This window comes from Pseudomonas sp. P5_152 (assembly GCF_033989915.1).
Taxonomy (GTDB): domain Bacteria; phylum Pseudomonadota; class Gammaproteobacteria; order Pseudomonadales; family Pseudomonadaceae; genus Aquipseudomonas.
This window is the reverse complement of record NZ_JASFAH010000002.1, coordinates 3,832,608-3,851,463: the sequence shown is the minus strand read 5'-3', so window position 1 is coordinate 3,851,463 and position 18,856 is coordinate 3,832,608. Positions and strand designations below refer to the sequence as shown.

Annotated in this window: 14 protein-coding genes; 4 read left to right on the top strand and 10 right to left on the bottom strand. The window is 64.3% G+C overall.

What is annotated here, in order from left to right; genetic code table 11:
* Positions 1-78 precede the first annotated feature (78 nt).
* Both kynA and kynB read right to left on the bottom strand, forming a co-directional pair.
* Positions 79-933, bottom strand: a complete 855-nt coding sequence (kynA, locus tag QMK50_RS17360; protein WP_320333589.1) for a tryptophan 2,3-dioxygenase — start codon at positions 931-933, stop codon at positions 79-81.
* On the bottom strand, positions 930-1,595 hold the full coding sequence (kynB, locus tag QMK50_RS17355) for an arylformamidase (RefSeq protein WP_320333588.1): 666 nt from the start codon (positions 1,593-1,595) through the stop codon (positions 930-932). Before kynB ends, kynA begins: the two co-directional genes overlap by 4 nt.
* 223 nt (positions 1,596-1,818) lie before the next feature.
* Between kynB and QMK50_RS17350 the strand changes: the two genes are divergently transcribed.
* The 3 genes from QMK50_RS17350 (at position 1,819) to QMK50_RS17340 (ending at position 3,270) form a co-directional block, all read left to right on the top strand.
* Entirely contained in the window at positions 1,819-2,394 is a 576-nt protein-coding gene (locus QMK50_RS17350) for an NAD(P)H-dependent oxidoreductase (protein WP_095171288.1), read from the top strand.
* A gap of 55 nt (positions 2,395-2,449) precedes the next feature.
* A complete protein-coding gene (locus QMK50_RS17345) occupies positions 2,450-2,821 on the top strand; it encodes a MerR family transcriptional regulator (RefSeq protein ID WP_095171290.1) in 372 nt (123 codons plus the stop codon).
* A gap of 104 nt (positions 2,822-2,925) precedes the next feature.
* Positions 2,926-3,270 carry a cupin domain-containing protein gene (locus tag QMK50_RS17340; RefSeq protein ID WP_095171292.1) on the top strand — a complete coding sequence of 115 codons (345 nt, stop codon included), beginning with the start codon at positions 2,926-2,928 and terminating at the stop codon, positions 3,268-3,270.
* 285 nt (positions 3,271-3,555) lie between these two features.
* Here QMK50_RS17340 and mmsB read toward each other — a convergent pair whose 3' ends face one another.
* Positions 3,556-4,443 carry a 3-hydroxyisobutyrate dehydrogenase gene (gene mmsB, locus QMK50_RS17335; protein WP_095171294.1) on the bottom strand — a complete coding sequence of 296 codons (888 nt, stop codon included), beginning with the start codon at positions 4,441-4,443 and terminating at the stop codon, positions 3,556-3,558.
* Between the two features lie 13 nt (positions 4,444-4,456).
* Positions 4,457-5,983: a CoA-acylating methylmalonate-semialdehyde dehydrogenase gene (locus QMK50_RS17330; protein WP_095171296.1), complete on the bottom strand. Its 1,527-nt coding sequence runs from the start codon at positions 5,981-5,983 to the stop codon at positions 4,457-4,459.
* Positions 5,984-6,132: 149 nt separating this feature from the next.
* On the opposite strand from QMK50_RS17330, the gene QMK50_RS17325 reads away from it, so the two are divergent.
* Positions 6,133-7,080: a LysR family transcriptional regulator gene (locus tag QMK50_RS17325; protein WP_095171298.1), complete on the top strand. Its 948-nt coding sequence runs from the start codon at positions 6,133-6,135 to the stop codon at positions 7,078-7,080.
* Here the strand turns inward: QMK50_RS17325 and QMK50_RS17320 are convergent.
* The 6 genes from QMK50_RS17320 to recC all read right to left on the bottom strand — a co-directional run bounded on the left by QMK50_RS17320 (position 7,077) and on the right by recC (position 18,809).
* Positions 7,077-7,580, bottom strand: coding sequence for an OmpA family protein (locus QMK50_RS17320; RefSeq protein ID WP_320333587.1), 504 nt, complete (start codon positions 7,578-7,580; stop codon positions 7,077-7,079). The genes QMK50_RS17325 and QMK50_RS17320 overlap by 4 nt on opposite strands.
* 4 nt (positions 7,581-7,584) lie before the next feature.
* Positions 7,585-8,853, bottom strand: coding sequence for a diguanylate cyclase domain-containing protein (locus QMK50_RS17315; RefSeq protein ID WP_159993631.1), 1,269 nt, complete (start codon positions 8,851-8,853; stop codon positions 7,585-7,587).
* Positions 8,850-9,425, bottom strand: coding sequence for a YfiR family protein (locus QMK50_RS17310; protein WP_095171304.1), 576 nt, complete (start codon positions 9,423-9,425; stop codon positions 8,850-8,852). The genes QMK50_RS17315 and QMK50_RS17310 overlap by 4 nt, the downstream gene beginning before the upstream one ends.
* 146 nt (positions 9,426-9,571) lie before the next feature.
* Positions 9,572-11,674: an exodeoxyribonuclease V subunit alpha gene (recD, locus tag QMK50_RS17305; protein ID WP_320333586.1), complete on the bottom strand. Its 2,103-nt coding sequence runs from the start codon at positions 11,672-11,674 to the stop codon at positions 9,572-9,574.
* Positions 11,671-15,360 (bottom strand): exodeoxyribonuclease V subunit beta, encoded by a 3,690-nt coding sequence (gene recB / locus QMK50_RS17300; RefSeq protein ID WP_320333585.1) that lies wholly within the window; start codon positions 15,358-15,360, stop codon positions 11,671-11,673. The genes recD and recB overlap by 4 nt, the downstream gene beginning before the upstream one ends.
* On the bottom strand, positions 15,360-18,809 hold the full coding sequence (recC, locus tag QMK50_RS17295) for an exodeoxyribonuclease V subunit gamma (RefSeq protein WP_320333584.1): 3,450 nt from the start codon (positions 18,807-18,809) through the stop codon (positions 15,360-15,362). Before recC ends, recB begins: the two co-directional genes overlap by 1 nt.
* Between the last annotated feature and the right edge of the window lie 47 nt (positions 18,810-18,856).

Sequence of the window (18,856 nt, the reverse complement as noted above, 5' to 3'; positions counted from 1 at the left end):
CCGTCAGCCAGTAAAAAGCCCCGGCATTCGCTGAATGCCGGGGCTTTTTACTGTCTGCGTAAACCACAATCCCTGTGTTCAGAGGGTGGAGCGTACGCGCCACAGTTCAGGGAACAGCACGGTGTCGAGCATCTTGCGCAGGTAACCCACGCCTTCGGTGCCGCCGGTGCCTGGCTGGAAGCCGATGATCCGCTCGACCGTGGTCACATGGCGGAAGCGCCACTGGCGGAACGAGTCTTCGAGGTCGATGAACTTCTCGGCCAACTGGTACAGGTCCCAGTATTGCGTCGGGTTCTTGTAGACCACTCGCCAGGCGGCTTCGACCGAGGCGTCATGGGCGGTTGGCTGGGTCGGGTCGCAGGTCAGGCGCTGCGAGTCGATCGCCAGGCCGGCGCTGACCATCAGGCGAATCGCCTCGTCGTACAGCGATGGCGTGGCCAGCGACTGCTGCAGTTCGGCCAGCAGTTCCGGACGGTGGGCATGGGGGCGCAACAGGGTGGCGCTCTTGTTGCCGAGGATGAATTCGATCTCGCGGTACTGGAACGACTGGAAGCCCGACGACTGCCCGAGAAATGGCCGGATCGCGTGGTACTCGGTGGGGGTCATGGTCGCCAGCACGGTCCAGGCATGCACCAGTTGGTCGAAGATCCGCGACACCCGCGCCAGCATCTTGAACGCTGGTGGCAGCTCGCCCAGGCGCACGTGCTCACGGGCCGCCTTGAGTTCGTGCAGCATCAGTTTCATCCACAGCTCGGATGTCTGGTGCTGGATGATGAACAGCATTTCGTTATGGTCCGGCGACAACGGGTGCTGGGCGCTGAGAATCCGCCCCAGGTCCAGGTAGTCGCCGTAGCTCATGGAGTCGGAAAAATTCAGCTCGGCGTTATGCCATTCGTCTGTCTGGTTGCCCGGGGAATAGGGACATTGGCTCATTGCGCAGGCTCCTCAAGTGGCGATGTATTCAGCGGACGCAAAATCGCCCGGACCGGGCTGGCGTCAAGATTGGCAAAGCGCAGCGGCAAGGCGATCAGCTCGTAGTCACCTTCCGGCACGTCATCGAGGACGATCCCTTCGAGGATCGCCATGCCATGGCGAGCGACGGCGTTGTGCGCGTCCATGGTCTTGGATTGTTGCGGGTCGAGGGACGGTGTATCGATACCGATCAGGCGCACGCCGAGGCTGGCCAGCAGGTCCACGGTGTCCTTGGCCACGGCAGTGAAGTCCGGGTCCCAGGTGGCCAGCGGTACCTGCCGGTAGGTGCGTAACAGCACCCGCTCAGGCAACTGCTGCAGGCGCCCGGCAAGCTGCTCGGGCTGCACCAGGGTGCCGCTGTCCAGGCAATGCAGGACGCGGCACGGGCCCATGTAGACCTCCAGCGACACCTCGCCGATGGGCGCACCGTCCGGGCTGTAATGCAGGGGCGCGTCGACGTGGGCGCCGGTGTGCGGCGACAGGGTAATGCGCCCGACGTTGACCGGGCACTCGGGACCGAACGTCCAGACCCGCTCTTCCTGGAAGGGTGTATCACCCGGCCAGGTGGGTGTCGCGGTGCTCAAGGGTGGGCTGATGTCCCACCAGGATGGTGTTTTTTTCATTGTTCAAATCTCGGCTTGCTCACGCGTGAATGATACGAGCGAAACCCCTGAACTTTCTTGCGAAAAACTTCGGCATTCAGCAAATGTTTCGCACTTAATGCTAAAAAATCACCGTTTAGCCGATAGATATTTCACGCTACGCCAGCAGCATTCGCCGCGCCCCTTGACTCTCCCCCGTGGGGTCGACTTTATCCTCGCGCCTCGACTATCGCGGGGTAAGCACATGAGCAAACGGATACTGGTGATTCTCGGCCATCCTTCGAGCCAGAGTTTCTGCGGCGCCCTCGCCGATCACTACGTGCAGGCGGCCCGGGAGGCCGGGCATCAAGTGCGCGAGCTGCGCCTGGGTACCTTGAGTTTCGACCCGATCCTGCGCGAAGGCTACCAGCAGGTCCAGCCACTGGAAGCCGACCTGCTCAAGGCGCAGGAAGACATCACCTGGGCCGAGCACCTGACACTGGTCTACCCGATCTGGTGGGGGGCCATTCCGGCGTTGCTCAAGGGCTTTTTCGACCGAGTGCTGCTTCCCGGCTTTGCCTTCAAGTACCGCCCGGGCAAAGCCTTTCCGCAAAAGCTGCTGCAGGGGCGCACCGCCGATCTGTTGGTGACTATGGACACCCCGCCCTGGTACTACCGCTGGGTGTATCGCATGCCCGGGTTGCACCAGGTGCGCAAGACCACCCTGGCGTTCTGCGGCATCCGCCCGCGCACCACCCTGACCTTCGGCCCGCTGCTGAACTCGACCGCACGTCAGCGCCAGACCTGGCTGGCACGCGCCAAGGCTATCGCTCAGGGGTAAGTCTCAGGGATAATCCGCCGCGTTATCCGGGACATCCACGAAAAAGGGACTTTTCATGTACATCGGTAAAGCGGCGAAACTGTCCGGCACCACCATCAAGAGCATTCGTCACTACGAAGACATCGGCCTGTTGCCGCCTGCCCAGCGCCAGGGCAAGTACCGCATCTACGACCAGCAGAGCGTCGAGTTGCTGAGTTTCATCAAGTGCGCCCAGCAACTGGGTTTCAAGCTCAAGGAAATGCAGGCGATGTTCGAGCCGCACCGTGGCCAGACTCCGCCCTGGAACCTGGCGCACCAGGCGATCACCGACAAGAAGCGGCAACTGACCGACACCATCAAGCAACTGACCCGCCAACACCAGCAATTGAGCGCGTTGCAGGCCAGCCTGGCCCAGGTGCAGGACCAGTGCACGCTGGAGCGGGTCTGAGGTCCAGCGCGTTTCTGGGCAGCTGAGTGTCGAGCACAGACAACTGAGCCTGCGCCGGGCGCTATAGGGTGGGACTTCATTCCTGCCCAACGCCCGGAGTCAGCATGTCCCAACCCATTACCGTCCTTCGTGATACCCACCCGTTGCCAGTGCTCGACGCCTGCAAATGGGAAAAGCTCGAAGGCGACCCGCACACCGTCAACCTCAACGCCTACACCAGCGAGGATGGCAGCAAGATCATGGGCACCTGGATCTGCACGCCAGGCAAATGGCGAGTCGACTATGTGAAGTGGGAGTACTGCCATTTCCAGGAAGGCTACTGCGTGATCACCCCGGACGGCATGGCGCCGATCCATCTGCGTGCGGGTGACATCTTTGTGGTCGAGCCGGGGATGAAAGGCACCTGGGAAGTGGTGGAGACTGTGCGCAAGTACTTCGTGTTTGCCTGAGCATTGCATCCGGTAATGGGTGCAAAACCACTGTGGGAGCGGGCTTGCCCGCGAATGCGCCAGCACCGTCAACGTTGATATTGACTGTGCCGGCCTCTTCGCGGGCAAGCCCGCTCCCACAGGTTTTTTATGCGTATGCGGGATCTGTGTGTACCACAGATCCAATGTGGGAGCGGGCTTGCCCGCGATGGGTCCGGCACAGCCAGCATTTACGGCCACTGACACACCACCATCCCTGGCAAGCCCGGACCCACAGGCTTTTGTGTGTGTGTGGCGGTGCCTGTTTTACTGCGGCTTGCGGTAGCTGTTGATGATGGCCGAGAAATCCTGGCCACCTTCACCGCGCAGGCTCATGGCCTGGTACAGCTGCTGGGCCACCGCGCCCATTACCACAGGCTGATGCGCCTGGCGTGCTGCTTCGGTGGCCAGGCCGAGGTCCTTGAGCATCAGTTCGGCGCCAAAACCACCGGTGTAGCCGCGCGAAGCCGGCGCGGTTTCCACCACCCCAGGCCAGGGGTTGTACATCTCCGAACTCCAGCAACGGCCGGTCGAGCTGTTGATGATCCCCGCCAGCACGCCGGTGTCGATCCCCAGCGCGTCGCCCAGGGCCATGGCTTCACTGACGCCAACCATGGAAATGCCCAGCAGCAGGTTGTTGCAGATCTTGGCGATCTGCCCGGTGCCGACTTCACCGCAGTGCACGATGTTGCGGCCCATCTGCGCCAGCACCGGTTGCAGGGTGGCGAACAGCTCCACCGTGGCGCCGACCATGAAGGTCAGGGTGCCGGCCGCCGCACCACCGGTGCCGCCGGACACCGGTGCGTCAGCCATGGTTACGCCCTGCTTGGCTGCCGCTGCGGCGACATCGCGGGCGGTCTGCGGGTCGATGGTGCTGCAGTCCACCGCCGGGACCCCTTTGCCGATCCCCGCCAGTACGCCGTCTTCACCCAGCCAGACGCTGCGCACATGCACCGCGGCCGGCAGCATGGTGATCACCAGTTCGGCGCCCTGCGCGGCTTCACGGGCCGTGGCGCTGATGTGCCCGCCCAGTTGCTCCAGCTCGGCCAGCACCGCCTTGTTCAGGTCGACCAGGTTCAACGAATGGCCGGCCTTGATCAGGTTGCGCGCCATCGGCGCGCCCATGTTGCCCAGACCAATAAACGCAATCTTCATGATGTCGGGCTCCTTAGCGCAGGTTGATCGTGGTGTTCACACCGTCGTTGACGCTGTTGTCATCAAACCAGCGGCTGGTGACGGTCTTGGTCTGAGTGTAGAACTGCACCACTTGCTTGCCATACGGGCCCAGGTCGCCGAGCTTGGAGCCACGGGAACCGGTGAAGCTGAAGAACGGCACTGGCACCGGGATCGGGATGTTGATACCCACCTGGCCGACGTCGATTTCGCTCTGGAACTTGCGCGCCGCTGCCCCGCTCTGGGTGAACAGGCCGGTGCCGTTGCCGAACGGGTTGGCGTTGACCATGGCGATCGCCTGGTCAAGGGTGTCGACTTCGAGCACCACCAGCACCGGGCCGAAGATTTCCTGGGTGTAAATCTGCATGTCGGTGGTCACCCCGGAGAACAGGGTCGGGCCGACGAAGTTGCCTTGCTCGAAGCCCGGGACGCTAATCTCGCGACCATCGAGTTCCAGCTTGGCGCCTTCCTTGATACCGCTTTCGATCAGGTCGAGAATCCGTGCCTTGGCGCGCTTGGAGATCACCGGGCCGACATCGGTGCCTGGCTCACTGCCGGCATTGACCTTGAGTTTTTGCGCCAGCGCCTTGAGGTCCGGCAGCCATTGCTTGGCCGCACCTACCAGGACCACTACCGAGGTGGCCATGCAGCGTTGCCCGGCCGCACCGAAACCGGCACCGACCAGGGCGTTGAGGGTTTGCTCGCGGTTGGCATCCGGCAGTACCACGGCGTGGTTCTTGGCGCCCATCATCGATTGCACGCGCTTGCCGTGCTTGCCGGCCAGGTCGTAGACGTGGGTGCCGACCGCGGTCGAACCGACGAAGGACACCGCCTTGATGTCCTTGTGGGTGCACAGCGCATCCACCACGTCCTTACCGCCGTGCACCACGTTGAGCACACCGGCCGGTACGCCGGCTTCGATCGCCAGTTCCACCAGCAGCAAGGTCGACAGCGGGTCCTGTTCGGACGGCTTGAGCACGAAGGTGTTGCCGCAGGCGATGGCCATCGGGAACATCCACAGTGGGATCATCGCCGGGAAGTTGAATGGGGTGATGCCAGCGCACACACCGATAGGCTGGCGCAGGGTATAGGTGTCGACGCCACCGGCGACGTTCTCGGCAAACTCGCCCATTTGCAGGGTGCCGATGGAACAGGCGTGCTCGACCACTTCCAGGCCACGGAAAATGTCGCCTTCAGCGTCGGCGATGGTTTTGCCCTGCTCGGCACTGAGGACCACGGCGATGCGCTTGGAGTGCTCGCGAATCAAGGCCTGGAGCTTGAGCATGATGCGCATCCGCGCGCCGATCGGGGTCAGTTTCCAGGTCTGGAACGCACGATGGGCGGCGTCGATGGCAGCGTTGACTTCTTCAGCGGTGGCAAACGGCACCTTGGCCAGCACTTGCTGGGTCGCCGGATTGACGATGTCGTGCCATTCGGTGGTCTTGGACTCGACCCATTGACCGTCGATCAACAGCTTGGCCGTTTGCACGGTGGTTTCGTTGGGCGTGAGGGATGCGTTCATGCTGGTCTCCGGGACTTATAGTTATGCTGGGAGCCAAGGCGAACAAGCCGCCTTGAGATGAGGCGTGGACCGCGACGTGGTGGGCGGACTGTTTTTGGAGTATAGATGTGCAAACTTCTAATAAGAACGCACATAAAAGCCGGTCCAACATGCAAAAAAACATCACATCGCTGGGCTCCCTGAACTGGGATGACTTGAAGTTTTTCCTCGAAGTGGCCCGTACCCGCAAGGCCAGCACGGCCGCCAAACGCCTGGCCGTGGATTACACCACGGTGTCGCGGCGCATCAGTTCGCTGGAAGGCGCCCTGGGCACCCTGCTGTTCGAGAAGTCGCGGACCAACGGCTTTGTCCTCACCGCCGAGGGCCAGCGCCTGCTGGGCTATGCCGAGTCGATAGAAAGCACCCTGCACATGGCGTGCGAGCAGGTGTCAGGTTCGGGGGTGGCGTTGTCCGGCCATGTGCGCATGGGCTGTACCGAAGGCTTCGGCAGCTTTTTCATCACGCCGCAGTTGAGCCACTTCGTCGATGCCTACCCGGCGATCTCGGTGGACATCCTGCCGCTGCCGCACTTCATCAGCCTGTCCAAGCGCGAAGCGGACATCGTCATTGCTCTTGAGCGCCCGGAGCACGGGCCGTATGTCTGCTGCAAACTCTGCGACTACCGCCTGCAGCTGTACGCGACCCAGGACTACCTCGACCAACACCCGCCCATCCGCCGCCCGGCGGACCTGGCCCAGCATCAGTTCATCAGTTATGTCGACGACCTGGCCTTCAGCTCGGAGCTGCTGTACCTCGCCAACGTCCTGCCCGGCGCCAGCGCCAACCTGCGCAGCACCAGCGTGATCGCCCAATTCGTCGCCGCCCAGCAAGGCCGCTCGCTGGCCATCCTGCCGTGCTTCCTGGCGGCCCAGGATGCACGGCTGCTGCCGGTGCTACCGGCAGAAATCAACATCACCCGGCAGTTCTGGATGTACTGCCGGGAGGATTTGCGCAAGCTCAAGCGGATTACCCTGTTGTGGGACTACATCCGTAACGTGACCGAGCAGAACCAGGGGTTGTTGATGGGTGAGACCCGCCAGATACACTTTGCCGATTAGTCGGCGCTGACCACGATGGCCACGCGGCGGTTTTCGGTGCGGCCGCTGGCGGTTTTGTTCGAGGCTACCGGTACGCTGCTGCCGAGGCCGCGCAGTTGGACGTTTTCTTCACGCATGCCGACGCGGGTCAGTACGTTGCGCACGCTCTTGGCGCGGCGCATGGACAGTTGCTGGTTGTAGGCTTCCTTGCCGGAGGCATCGGTGTGGCCGTCGACTCGCACGCGGTCGATGCCAACTCCCAGTAGCGCCTTGCCGATGCGCTCGACAATTTCCGTGCTCTGCGCGTTGAGGCTTTCCACGTCGCTGCCGAACAGCACCTTGCCCGACAGGCCAAACGCCCAGCCTTCGTCTGTCAGTTCGAACCCCTGCTGTTTGAGCACGGCGATTTGCGCGGGGGTCAGGCCCTTTTGCGGCGCCGTCTGGCACCCGGTCAAGGCCAGCATGGCCATGAACAGGGTCAGGGTGAAGAATCGAAGGGAACGCTGGGTAACTGAGAACACGAGGTTAGCTCCTGGTTTTAAGATTGGCGGCAAGGTGCTCCGACCGTGCCGTGTATTGCCCGCCTCGGGAGAGGCGTTTGGCCTGGTACATCGCCGCGTCGGCGGCATGTAACAAGGTGCCAGGGGTGGCACCATGATCCGGGTAAAGCGCGATCCCGACACTCAGCGAGGTCTGGACCGAGGAGCCATCAGGCAACTGCACCGGCAGTGCCATGCTGGCGATGATCTTGCCGGCAATGCGCTCGGCATCTTCGATCTTGTGCAGAGGGGTCAGCAGCACGGCAAACTCATCGCCACCGAGCCGCGCCACCAGGTCTTCTTCGCGCAATTGCGCACGTACCCGGGTGGCCACCGCTACCAGCACCGCATCGCCGGCCGCGTGCCCGTAGTTGTCGTTGATGCCCTTGAACCGATCGCTGTCGAGAAACAGCACGGCCACTCGTTCGTTGTACTTGCTGGCACTGCGCACGGCCCGCGCCAGCCGCCCTTCGAAGAAGGCCCGGTTGGGCAACCCGGTGAGGCTGTCGTGATTGGCCTGGTGCGCCAGGCTTTCGTTTTCGCTCTGCAGGTGGGTCTGCCAGGACTCCAGTTCGTCGAGCAAGGCATTGAAGTCGTTGCCCAGGCTGTCCAGTTCGGCGATGCGCGCCGGCGGCACGCGCTGGTCAAAGGCGCGCTCGCTGCGGGCCGCGTGCGCCACTCGCGCCAGGCTGCGCAGCGGCCCGGTGATGCCCTTGAGTTGGCGCCGCGCGAGGAACAACGCAACCCAGGCGCTGAGGGCGCTGCACAGGATAATCCCCGCCAGGCCGCTGAGCAGGAAGCGCATCAGGCTGCCGCCATGGCCGATGATCAGGATGCTGCCGACTTCCCGGTCCTGATGGACGATGGGCATGCGGATCGGTTCTTCCAGCACGCGGCGGGCGATCTGCACTTCCAATGCCGAGACCAGCCCGTGCTCACCACGCTGCCAGCGGGCCAACAACTGGCCCTGGGCATCGAACACCTGCGCGTCGGCCACTTCTTCGGTGGAGGCGATCAAGGCCAGCGCTTCGTTGGCGGCGGCCTTGTCGTTGAACACCACCGCCGCTTCCACGGTGTAATTGATGGAACGGGCGATCAGGTGCAGGTTGTGATCGGCATACACCCGCAACGCCAGCACACCGAGCACCGTCAGGGACAAGCTGGTCATGGCCACCCCGACCAGCGCCACGATCAGGTTGCCACGGCCAATGACTGAACGCAGGGTCGGACGCCCGTCTCGGTTGAACAGGTTCATGGCGCTACCGACTTGCGACGCGAGAGTTGCAATACGCTGGGGTGAATGCGCACGCCGCTGCGCGCCACCGAGTCGAGGTTGACCTCGAACGACACTTGCTGGTCGCTGACTCGCAAGCAAAACAGGCTGCCCACCGCGCAATGCTCGTCGGCCTCGCTGATGCTGAGCACCGGGTGCCCGATCAACGAGGTGAACAAGCCACTGCGTTCCTCGGCGCTCAGTTCGCCGATATAGACCGCATCACATTCAGTGGCGATAGCCGGGTAGCTCGCCAACAGTCGGCGCACCAACACCGGACGGCCGGTGGCCTGGGTGGTGCCCTTGACCAGGTCGTCGGTGTATTGGGTAGGGCCGAGGAGGCACAGGCGCAATTTTTCGGGTTCGACCGGCCAGCGGGCGTAGCTGAGAATCCCCAGCACCACCTGGGTCACCGAGCGGGCGCGCTGGTCGGCCATGCTGGCCGGCAATCGGCTCTCGGCGAACAGTTGCACGCTGAACAGACAGAGAATCCCAGCCAGCACCAAGCGCTTGCAGCTCATCATGGATTCTGTCGTCCAGACAGCCAGCTTCATGCGGGGATTCTCGTTGATTTCGACAAAATGATGCCGCAACGATAGCACAGCGCCGATACCCCGGCGAGGACGCCCCGCCTGCCAGCCCGCGGGGCTATGCCGTTTGTTGCAGCACTGGCGTGACGCTGAGGAAGCTGACCGATCGGTCACCTATCGCTGGCGTCCGCCAATTCCAGCATCAGCCCGCTCAAGCGCTTGACCTTGCGCTTGACCGCCTCTTCAAACACCCCGCTGCGCGACTCGATCAGGCTGAACCAATCCTTGGCCCGGGTGATGCCGGTGTAGATCAGTTCCTTGGTCAGCACCGGGTTGAGGGCGTCCGGCAGGATCAGCGCGGTGTGGGCGAATTCCGAGCCCTGGGATTTGTGCACGGTCATGGCGTAGACGGTCTCTACATCGTTGAGCCGACTGGGCAACACGAACCGTACCCCGCCCTGCCCGTCGTTGCGGGCAAAGGCCACGCGCAGCACCTGCTTGCCGCCAGGCAGGGCATCGCGCTCAGGCAATTTGAGGGCGATGCCGATGTCGCCGTTCATCAAGCCCAGGCCGTAGTCGTTGCGGGTCATCAGCACCGGACGACCTTCGTACCACTGCTGGTCGCTGTCGATCAGCCGGGCCTTGAGCAGCGCCGCGGTGATGCGCTGATTGAGTCCTTCGACACCCCAGGGGCCCTTACGCACCGCACACAGCAGCTGGAACGCATCGAAGGCCTGCAACACCTGCCGCGCCCAATCCGTCCACACCTGATCCTCAGGCACGGCGTCCGGGCTGGGGCGCTGGTTGCGCAACAGGCTCAGGTAATGCCGGTAACCCTGCGGTCCGTCACCGTGACCTTCCAGCAACAGGCGCTCCAGGGCCCGGTCCTGCTCGCCCTTGAGCGCCAGGACAAACAGGTCGGCGTGACTGCGGGCCGCCAGCAACTTGCGCGCCTCCTCGGCCTGCTGCTGGTTGACCCAGCGCGCCAACTGGCCGATGCCACTGCCTTCGCCAAAGCGCCGCGAGTGACGCAACATCACCACTTGCTGCGCCAGCGGGTGGCTGGCGTCGAGGTCTTCCTGCAGGCCGCTGCTGCCCAGGTCCTCAGCGCTGACCGCCTCCAGCCAGGCCCGGGTCTGCGGGCTGTACCAGCCAGCTTCGGCATCCCGGCACAGGTCGCCCAGCACGGCACCGGCTTCCACCGACGCCAGTTGGTCCTTGTCGCCCAGCAGCACCAGGCGGGCATGGAGCGGCAAGGCGTCGAGCAGATTGGCCATCATTTCCAGGTCGATCATCGACGCCTCATCTACCACCAGCACGTCCAGCGGCAGGCGATTGCCAGCGTGATGGCGAAAGTGCCGAGTGCCGGGACGGCTGCCCAGCAGGCGGTGGACCGTGGTTACGTCAGCGGGGATCTTGTCCCGCACTGCGTCGGCGACCTGCAGGCTGCGTACCTGTTGGCTGATGGACTCGGTGAGGCGCGCGGCCGCCTTGCCCGTCGGAGCCGCAAGGCGAATGCGCAGCGGCTTGCCCACCTCCACGGCAGGCGCCTGGAGCAACGCCAGCAAGCGCACCACGGTGGTGGTCTTGCCGGTGCCCGGCCCGCCGGTGATGATGCTGAAGGCACTGCGGGTGGCCAGGGCACAGGCGAGCTTCTGCCAGTCGATCGGCGCACCGGCGCGCGCCTGGCCGAACAGCCCGCCCAGGCGCTCGGGCAGGTCGACCGGGGTCGGTTCGGCGGCGACCAGGCGCTGGCGCAGCGCCTGGTCGATGCGCCGTTCGTAGGCCCAGTAGCGGCGCAAGTACAGGCGTTTGCCGGACAGCACCAACGGGCGCTGCTGGGTTTCTTCACGTCCATCGGCGGCCAGCGCCACCAACGGGCTGGAGGCCAGCACCTTGCACCAGTGCGCGCCGTCCAGGCCTTCGAGCAACTGCGAGGGCAACAGCTGGGCGCCAGTCTGCACGTCGCCTTCCGGTGGCAAGGACAGGGCGAAGTCCGGCGCCTTGAGGGTCTCGAACAGGTCGAGGCAGACGTGACCATGCCCCAGTTGGTGACTGGTCAAGGTCGCCGCCAGCAGCACCAGTGGATCGTCTTGCGGCGCCCGCTCGTGGAGGAAGGCGACGAAGGCTTTGTCCAGCGCGCGCAGCCAGCCGCGCTCGACCCAACGCTCCAGCAGCAGCAACAAATCGCCGGCGCTGCTCAGGGGCTGGAGTTGCGCCAGGCTCTCGGCCGTCAGCGGCGTGGGTAACAGGTCGGCAAAGGAACGGTTCATAGCAATACACCCTGCTCCCAGGCCGGTTCAGGCTTGGCTTCTGGTTTGCCCTGGAACAAGCGGTCCAGGCGTTCGATCAGCTCGCGCGGCGGGCGGGCGAAATAGGCACCCTGGCTCGCCGCCCGGGTACCGCGCAAAAACAGGTACAGGGCGCCGCCCATGTGCCGGTCGTAGTCGTAGTCGGCGAGGCGCGCCTTGAGTTGGCGATGCAGGGCCAGCAGGTACAGCACGTATTGCAGGTCGTAGCGATGGTCGAGAATCGACTGCTCCATTGCCTGCTCGGTGTAGGCCGAATCGTCGCTGCCCAGCCAGTTGGATTTATAGTCGGCCACGTAGTAGCGCCCGGCGTGCTCGAAGGTCAGGTCGATAAAGCCCTTGAACATGCCGTTGAGCAGCATCGACTCGGCACCCACCCGGGCGACCCCGCCGTGGGTGTATTGGCGCACCAGTTCGTCGAGCTTGAGCACATCGACTTTATGGCTGGCGAACCAGAACTCCATCTCGACCCGGTATTCGCGCAGGTTTCCGAGGACCACCGGCGGTTGCTCGGTGCCCAGGCGCAGAGGGACCTGCAGCAAGTGCTGCAGCCAGTCGCTCAGCGTGACGATCCAGCCCTGCCAGCCGCGACGGTTGCAGCGCCGGGCAATGGCGTCGTCGATCGCCTGCGGGTCGGCACTGAATCCCTCGTCACCGGCCCACTCCAGCAGGCCGTGGAGGAAGGTGCCCGGGTTGGGCCCACGCGGGAAGCGATGGATATCGCCGCCACTGGCCTGCACTTCACGGGGGGCATCGGGGTCGAGGCGTTCGTCATCGAACAGTTTTTGCGCCTGGGCACTTTCCGGGGCTTCCTCGCTGGCGGCAGCAAGGCTGTCGCCAATGCGCAGCCCACTGTAGGAGGCGATCCACCAGTTTTCCGCGGCCTTGCGCTTGGGACTCAGCGCTGCCAGCAACCGTGCGGCGTTGCGCGGCGGCTGGTACTGCTCGTCGCTGGCGGCGGGCATCGGCTGATGCTGCAACGCCGCACACCCTTGCTCCAGCGCATGCAGCCAGGCGGACAGGCCACTGGACTGCGCCAGCGCGGCACCGCCGCCGAGCACATAGCCCAGGGCCGACAGGTGCAATACCGAGCTGTTGCTGTTGCCCCGCTTGAGGTCGGCGACACCCAGCCAGCACGCATGCTGGGCCCGGGTCAGGGCCACATAGAGCAGGCGCAGGTCTTCGGCCAGGCGTTCATGGTCGGCCAGGGCGATCAGCTCGGGCGTCGGGTTCAGGGTGACCTGGGGTTTGCCGCGCTCATCGTGGTAGTGCAACGGCAAGCGACTGCCATCCACCGGCTTGGCCGAGCAGATGAAGGGCAGGAACACCAACGGGTATTCCAGGCCCTTGGATTTGTGGATGGTTACCACCTTGACCAGTTGCTCGTCGCTTTCCAGGCGCAGAATCTGTTCCTCACCCGCCTGCCCGGACAACGCCAAGTGCTCGGACAGGTGACGGATCAGTGCCTGCTCGCCGTCGAGTTCGGCGGCGGCCTGTTGCAACAGTTCCGAAAGGTGCAGCAGGTTGGTCAGCACCCGCTCGCCATCACTGCGGGCGATCAGCACTTGCGGCAACTGGAAGTCGTGGAGCAGGCGCCGTAGCATCGGCAACACGCCCTGCTTGCGCCAGACCTCGCGATATTGGCGGAACTGCATGACCCGCGTTTCCCAGGCCAGCTCATCCTGGTTCAGGCGCTCCAGTTCGCTCAGCGGCAGGTTCAAGGTGGTGCTGGCCAGGGCCGCCCGCAGCGGGCGCTCGACATCCGGTTCGGCGCACGCCTTGAGCCAGCTCAGCAGGTCATGGGCCTCCTGGGCGGCGAACACCGAGTCCTTGTCCGAGAGATAGACGCTGCGCACGCCGCGGGCCGACAACTCATGGCGCACCGCTTGGGCTTCCTTGCCGTCGCGCACCAGGATCGCGATGTCGGCCGGCAACAAGCCCTTGAGGGCCTGGCTGTCGCGGACAAAACCCGCCCGCCCCTGCTGGCCGCCATTGAGCAACGCGGTGATTTGACTGGCGCAGGCCGCGGCCAGTTGCTGGCGATAGACCACCCCGGAAAGTGCCTGCTCGCTGGGCAGATGCCAGAGGTTCAGCGCCGGCACGGCCTGGCCGTCGATCTGCAACGACTCCTTGCGCCCCTGGGATTCGACGGGAGCGAAGGGCACCGGATTGTCACCGTTGGGCTCGCGGAACAGAAACGCGCCCCGGCCCTGCTCCCGCAGTTCGGCAGTCTGGAACACATGGTTCACCGCCGCGACCATGCCGTGGCTGGAGCGAAAGTTGGTGCCCAGGGTGTGCAGGCGGCCGGTGGTGGCCTGGCGCGCTCGCAGGTAGGTGTAGATGTCGGCGCCACGGAAGGCGTAGATCGCCTGCTTCGGGTCACCGATCAGAAACAGCCCGCACTCCGGGTCGTTGTCTTCGATGCGGTAGATGCGCTCGAAGATGCGGTACTGCACCGGGTCGGTGTCCTGGAATTCATCGATCAAGGCAACCGGGAACTGCTCACGGATCAAGGTCGCCAGGCGCTCGCCGCCATCGGCCTGCAAAGCTGCGCGCAGGCGCAGCAGCATGTCGTCGAAGCCCATTTCGGCACGCCGGCGTTTCTCTTCCTCAAAACGCCCGCCCACCCACTGCGCCGCATGCTTCAACACGGCGGCGTCCGGGGTCGGCAGCGCATCGAGCCGGGCCTTCAGGCCGGACATGGCGTCCAGCCCGGGATGGTCCGGCGCCTGGCCTTTCCAGGCTTCGGCCATGCCCTCGGGTGTCAGGCGGGTGAAGCCGGTGCCAATGTCCAGTTGCTCGAGGGCTGGATCTTCGGCCCAGGCGCTGATTTTCTCGAACCAGGGCTCGAAGTAGCGCGCTTGCATCTTGCGCCCGTCGACCGCCTTGCTGGCGACGCCTTGCAGGCAGATGTCCCGCAGCTCCTGCGCCCAGACCAGCCAGGGCGCCTTGAGTGTCACCAGGGCCTCGCGCCGCTGCTCAAGGCAGGCGGCGATCAACTGCTGCGGCGACTCGCCTTCGATGCTGTCGCGCTCACTGTCGAACAGGCCGCGCACTCGCGCGAGCAACGCGGCAGGTCCGCCCCAGTTGGCACGGACCCAGTTCAGCGCATCGCCCTGCATGGGATAGCAATACAGGCGCCAGTAGTCACGCACCACTTCGCCGAGCAGATCGCTGTGGTCGGTTTCCAGGGATTGGGTAAACAGGCTGCCGCTGTCGAAAGCATGTTCGCGCAGCATGCGCTGGCACCAGCTGTGGATGGTCGAGACGGCTGCCTCGTCCATCCACTGCGCGGCGATGTCCAGGCGGTTGGCACAGGCGGGCCATTGCTCGGCGCGGTATTCGTCGCGCAGGTCGGCAATCAGGCTGTCGGGGGCCGGGGTCTCGTCGCGGAAAAACCGTGCGGCTTCGGCCAGGCGTGTGCGGATTCGCTCGCGCAGTTCCTTGGTGGCCGCGTCGGTGAAGGTCACGACGAGGATCTGCGGCGGCAACAATTCGCGGCCAAAGCCGCTGGTGGCGTCACCGTGGCCAAGCACCAAGCGCAGGTACAGCGCGGAGATGGTGAAGGTCTTGCCAGTGCCGGCGCTGGCTTCGATCAATTGGCTGCCGCGCAGGGGAAACGCCAGGGCCAGGGGCAATGTCGCGGTCATCAATTTGACTCCTCGCCGGTCAGTGAGCGCCAGGGTGCCACGAGCAATGGCCGGTAGAGCGCGTCGCACCAGCCGTCAAAGGTCTCGTCGGCCAACAGGGCGTTGTAGTCGGGGAACTGGCGCGCCAGGGCCGGGCTTTCGCGGCGCTCACCCTCGGAAGTCTGGCCATCGCCTTCGTAGGCCTTGCGGGCAGCGGCATCCGCCTTGAGCGGGTCGGTCTGGCCGAGCCAGGCGAAGGCGGTCTTGACCGCGATGGGCAGGGGCTGGCGCATGCCCGCTTGCCAGGCTTGCATCAGTTCACCGAGGAGCTGCTCGGCATGGGGCTGATCCAACGGGTCCAGCAGCAGGCTGTCATCACTGGCGACCAACCCGGTGGTCATCGACAGGCCGCTGGCACAAGCCACCAGGTGATTGACCCAGGGCCGGATCAGGCGATGCCACTTACGCGTCTTGGGCGATCCGATGCTGTTGGGAATGCTGGTGATTGTCAGCAACCCACCATCGCTGCGCTGATGCAGACCACCCAGCCAACCTTCCAGGCTCACGCCCTGCAGGTTGAGCGATACGGGCAAGGCGCTGGTCAGTGGCGTAGGCCACAACTGCAGCAGGTGTTGATAACGCTGCAACAGGTCAGGAAGCGGCTCGATCAATTCACGCTGCAGGCACTCGCCAAAACCGGCCATTGGCAGCAAGCCGCTGTCCTGCAGGCGCTTGGCCTGGGCCAGCAACGCGGGCTCGGGTTGATCCAGATGGCCGAGGGCGGCGGTCAGCAGACTGTCGCTCAGGCTGTAGCGCTGCAAGGCATCGAGGACGAAAGGTTCTTCATCGGCCAGCGGCGCTTCGGCGGCTTCGAAAAATACTTTCAGGCGCTGGCTGAAAAAGTGCCGGACCGGGTTGCGCAGGAAATCCTGGAGCTGGCCCAGGGACAACGGCTCTTCTTGCACGTAGGGGTCCAGCCGGGTCGACGCTGGTGGGGCCGCGTGCTGCTCGTGCAACAGTTGCCATTCCCGGGCATAGCTGAACAGTCCATCACCCTCATGGAAATAACGGGCGCTGAAGGGTTGCAGCGGGTGTTCCTGGGTCAGCGCTTCGAGCAGTGCATCTGGCTCGCCAGCGAGCTTCCAGCCATTGGCCAGGTGGTCACGCAACTGTCCGATCAGCACCGAGGCCGGACGCTCGCTGTTGTCGCGGATGCTGCGCCCGACCCAACTGATGTAGAGCTGGTCCCGCGCCGAGAGCAAGGCCTCGAGCAGCAGGTAACGGTCGTCCTCGCGCCGTGAACGATCGCCGGGGCGGTAGTCGCTGCCCATCAGATCGAAGTCTAGCGGTGGTTGGGCGCGCGGGTAGTCGCCGTCGTTCATGCCCAGCAGGCACACCAACTTGAAGGGGATGGCGCGCATCGGCATCAGGGTGCAGAAATTCACCGCACCGGCGAGGAAGCGTTGGGACAGGCGGCCCTGATCGAGGCCGGCCAACCAGGCTTCGCGCACCACCGTCAGGGGCAGCGGATCGTGCAGGCCAACTGACTCACAGGTCTCCAGCCAGGTTTCACGCAGCAATTGGAGCTGGGCCAGCAGGTAGTCATCGTGTTCGTTGCTGGCCAGGAAAAACAGCTGCATCAGCGCTTGCAACCGGCTACCCCATTGTTCGGGGGAAGCGGCCTGGCTGAGTTCATCGTGGGCGATCTGCAAGGCATCGAGCAAGGCCACCAGGGGCCCGATCAAGGCCGCATCCAGGCCGCCGATTTCATCGTAGGGTTCGATGCCGTCGCAGGCCTGGCCACTGCCCACCGCGTAGCCGAGCAGCATGCGCCGTAAGCCGAAGCGCCAACTGTTCTGCTCCAGTGCGTCGGGCAGGCCGAGGCCGGCGCGTTGCTCGGCGCTCATGCCCCAGCGGATCCCGGCGCCTTCGATCCAGCGATGCAGGGTCGGCAGGTCGCGCTCCTGTACCCCGAATCGCGCGCGCAAGGCGGGCACGTCCAGCAGGTCGAGGATTTCGCTGACCGGGAAACGGCTGTCGGGCAACTTCAGCAGATGCTCCACGGCAATCAGCAGCGGATCACGGCCGCGCTGGCCCTGGTCGGTGAGGGTAAACGGAATGAAGCGCGGATCAGTGCGCTCCAGTTGCCCGAATACCGCGCTGATGTGCGGCGCATAGCTGTCGACATCCGGCACCATCACGATCACATCCCGCGGGCGCAACTGGGGGTCGGCACTGAAGCGCGCGAGCAACTGGTCATGGAGGATCTCGACTTCCCGTTGTGCGCTGTGGGCTATGTGAAAACGGATCGACTCATCCTGCGCCAGATCCACGACTGGCCATAGTTCGCGGGTTTCGCTCAGCGGACGCAATTCGAGGATGTCGTCCTGCAGTTGGTTGAGCAGGGTCAGTGGCTGGCTTTCGCTGAACAGGTCGATACGCCCGTCGCGAAAGGCCGAGCGATAGCTGTTGGGATCGTCATAGCTGTCGAGCAGGTTGATGTAATCGCGGCCTTGCTTGCCCCACGCAGCCAGCAGCGGGTGCGCGTGCTGATGCAGGGTTTGCGGATCGAGCACCACCGGCATCCCGGCCTTGCGCGCCTGACGCTTGTATTGGTGCCTTAACAGGTCTTTATCGGCGACGATGTCCGCCCAATGGTGCCGACAAGGGTTATGTACGCAGAGCAGCACCTGGCTGAAACGGGCCAGCCCGGCGAGTGCTTCCAGGGCCTGGGCCGGCAGCGAGGAAATACCAAAAACGATCACCCTGGACGGCAGGCCGGCAGGCGCGGTGTCGAGTCGGGTGATGGTCTCAATGAAACGTTGGTGAACCCCGGCGCGGCTCTGCGCCATGCCTTGCGCTCCGACGTCGAGCAATAGCGCCCGCCACAACTCCGCCTGCCAGCAGTTGGCGGGGGTCAGCGGCTTGCTCTCGCCTCTGCCGTTGCGTAATTGATGGCGCCCGGCGGCCCAGTCTTCCAGCCAGTCGGCGCGGTACACCTGGTACTGGTCGAACAGGTCGGCGAGGCGCTCGGCCAGTTGGTAGCGTTTACGCAGGTCGGTATCGTGGGTCAGGAAGCGCTGCAGCGGTTCGAAATGCGGCTGATCGATCAGTTCGGGCAGCAGGCGCATCAGGCGCCAGGTCAGCGGGGCCTTGTCCAGCAACGACTTGGCGGGAATCTCGGCACGCCCCAGGACCAGGCGGTACAACTGCCACATGAAGCTGCCGGGCAATTGCACATCAATGGCTGCGGCAATGCCACAACCGCCCATGTCGTCTTCTTCCGGGTCTTCGGCCAATGCCAGCTTCAGCCATTGGGCAATACCGTTGCTCTGCACCAGGGCGATTTCGTTTTCCAGGGGCGCCAGCGGATAACGCCGCATCCAACTGACCACCAGGCTACGCAGTTCATCCAGGCGGTTGCCGTGAACCACCATAAAACCAGTACTGAGTAGCGAGCCGTCCGCCATGAATGCTTCCTTGGATAAGTGCCTGAGCCAGGGCCGAACCTTAGCAT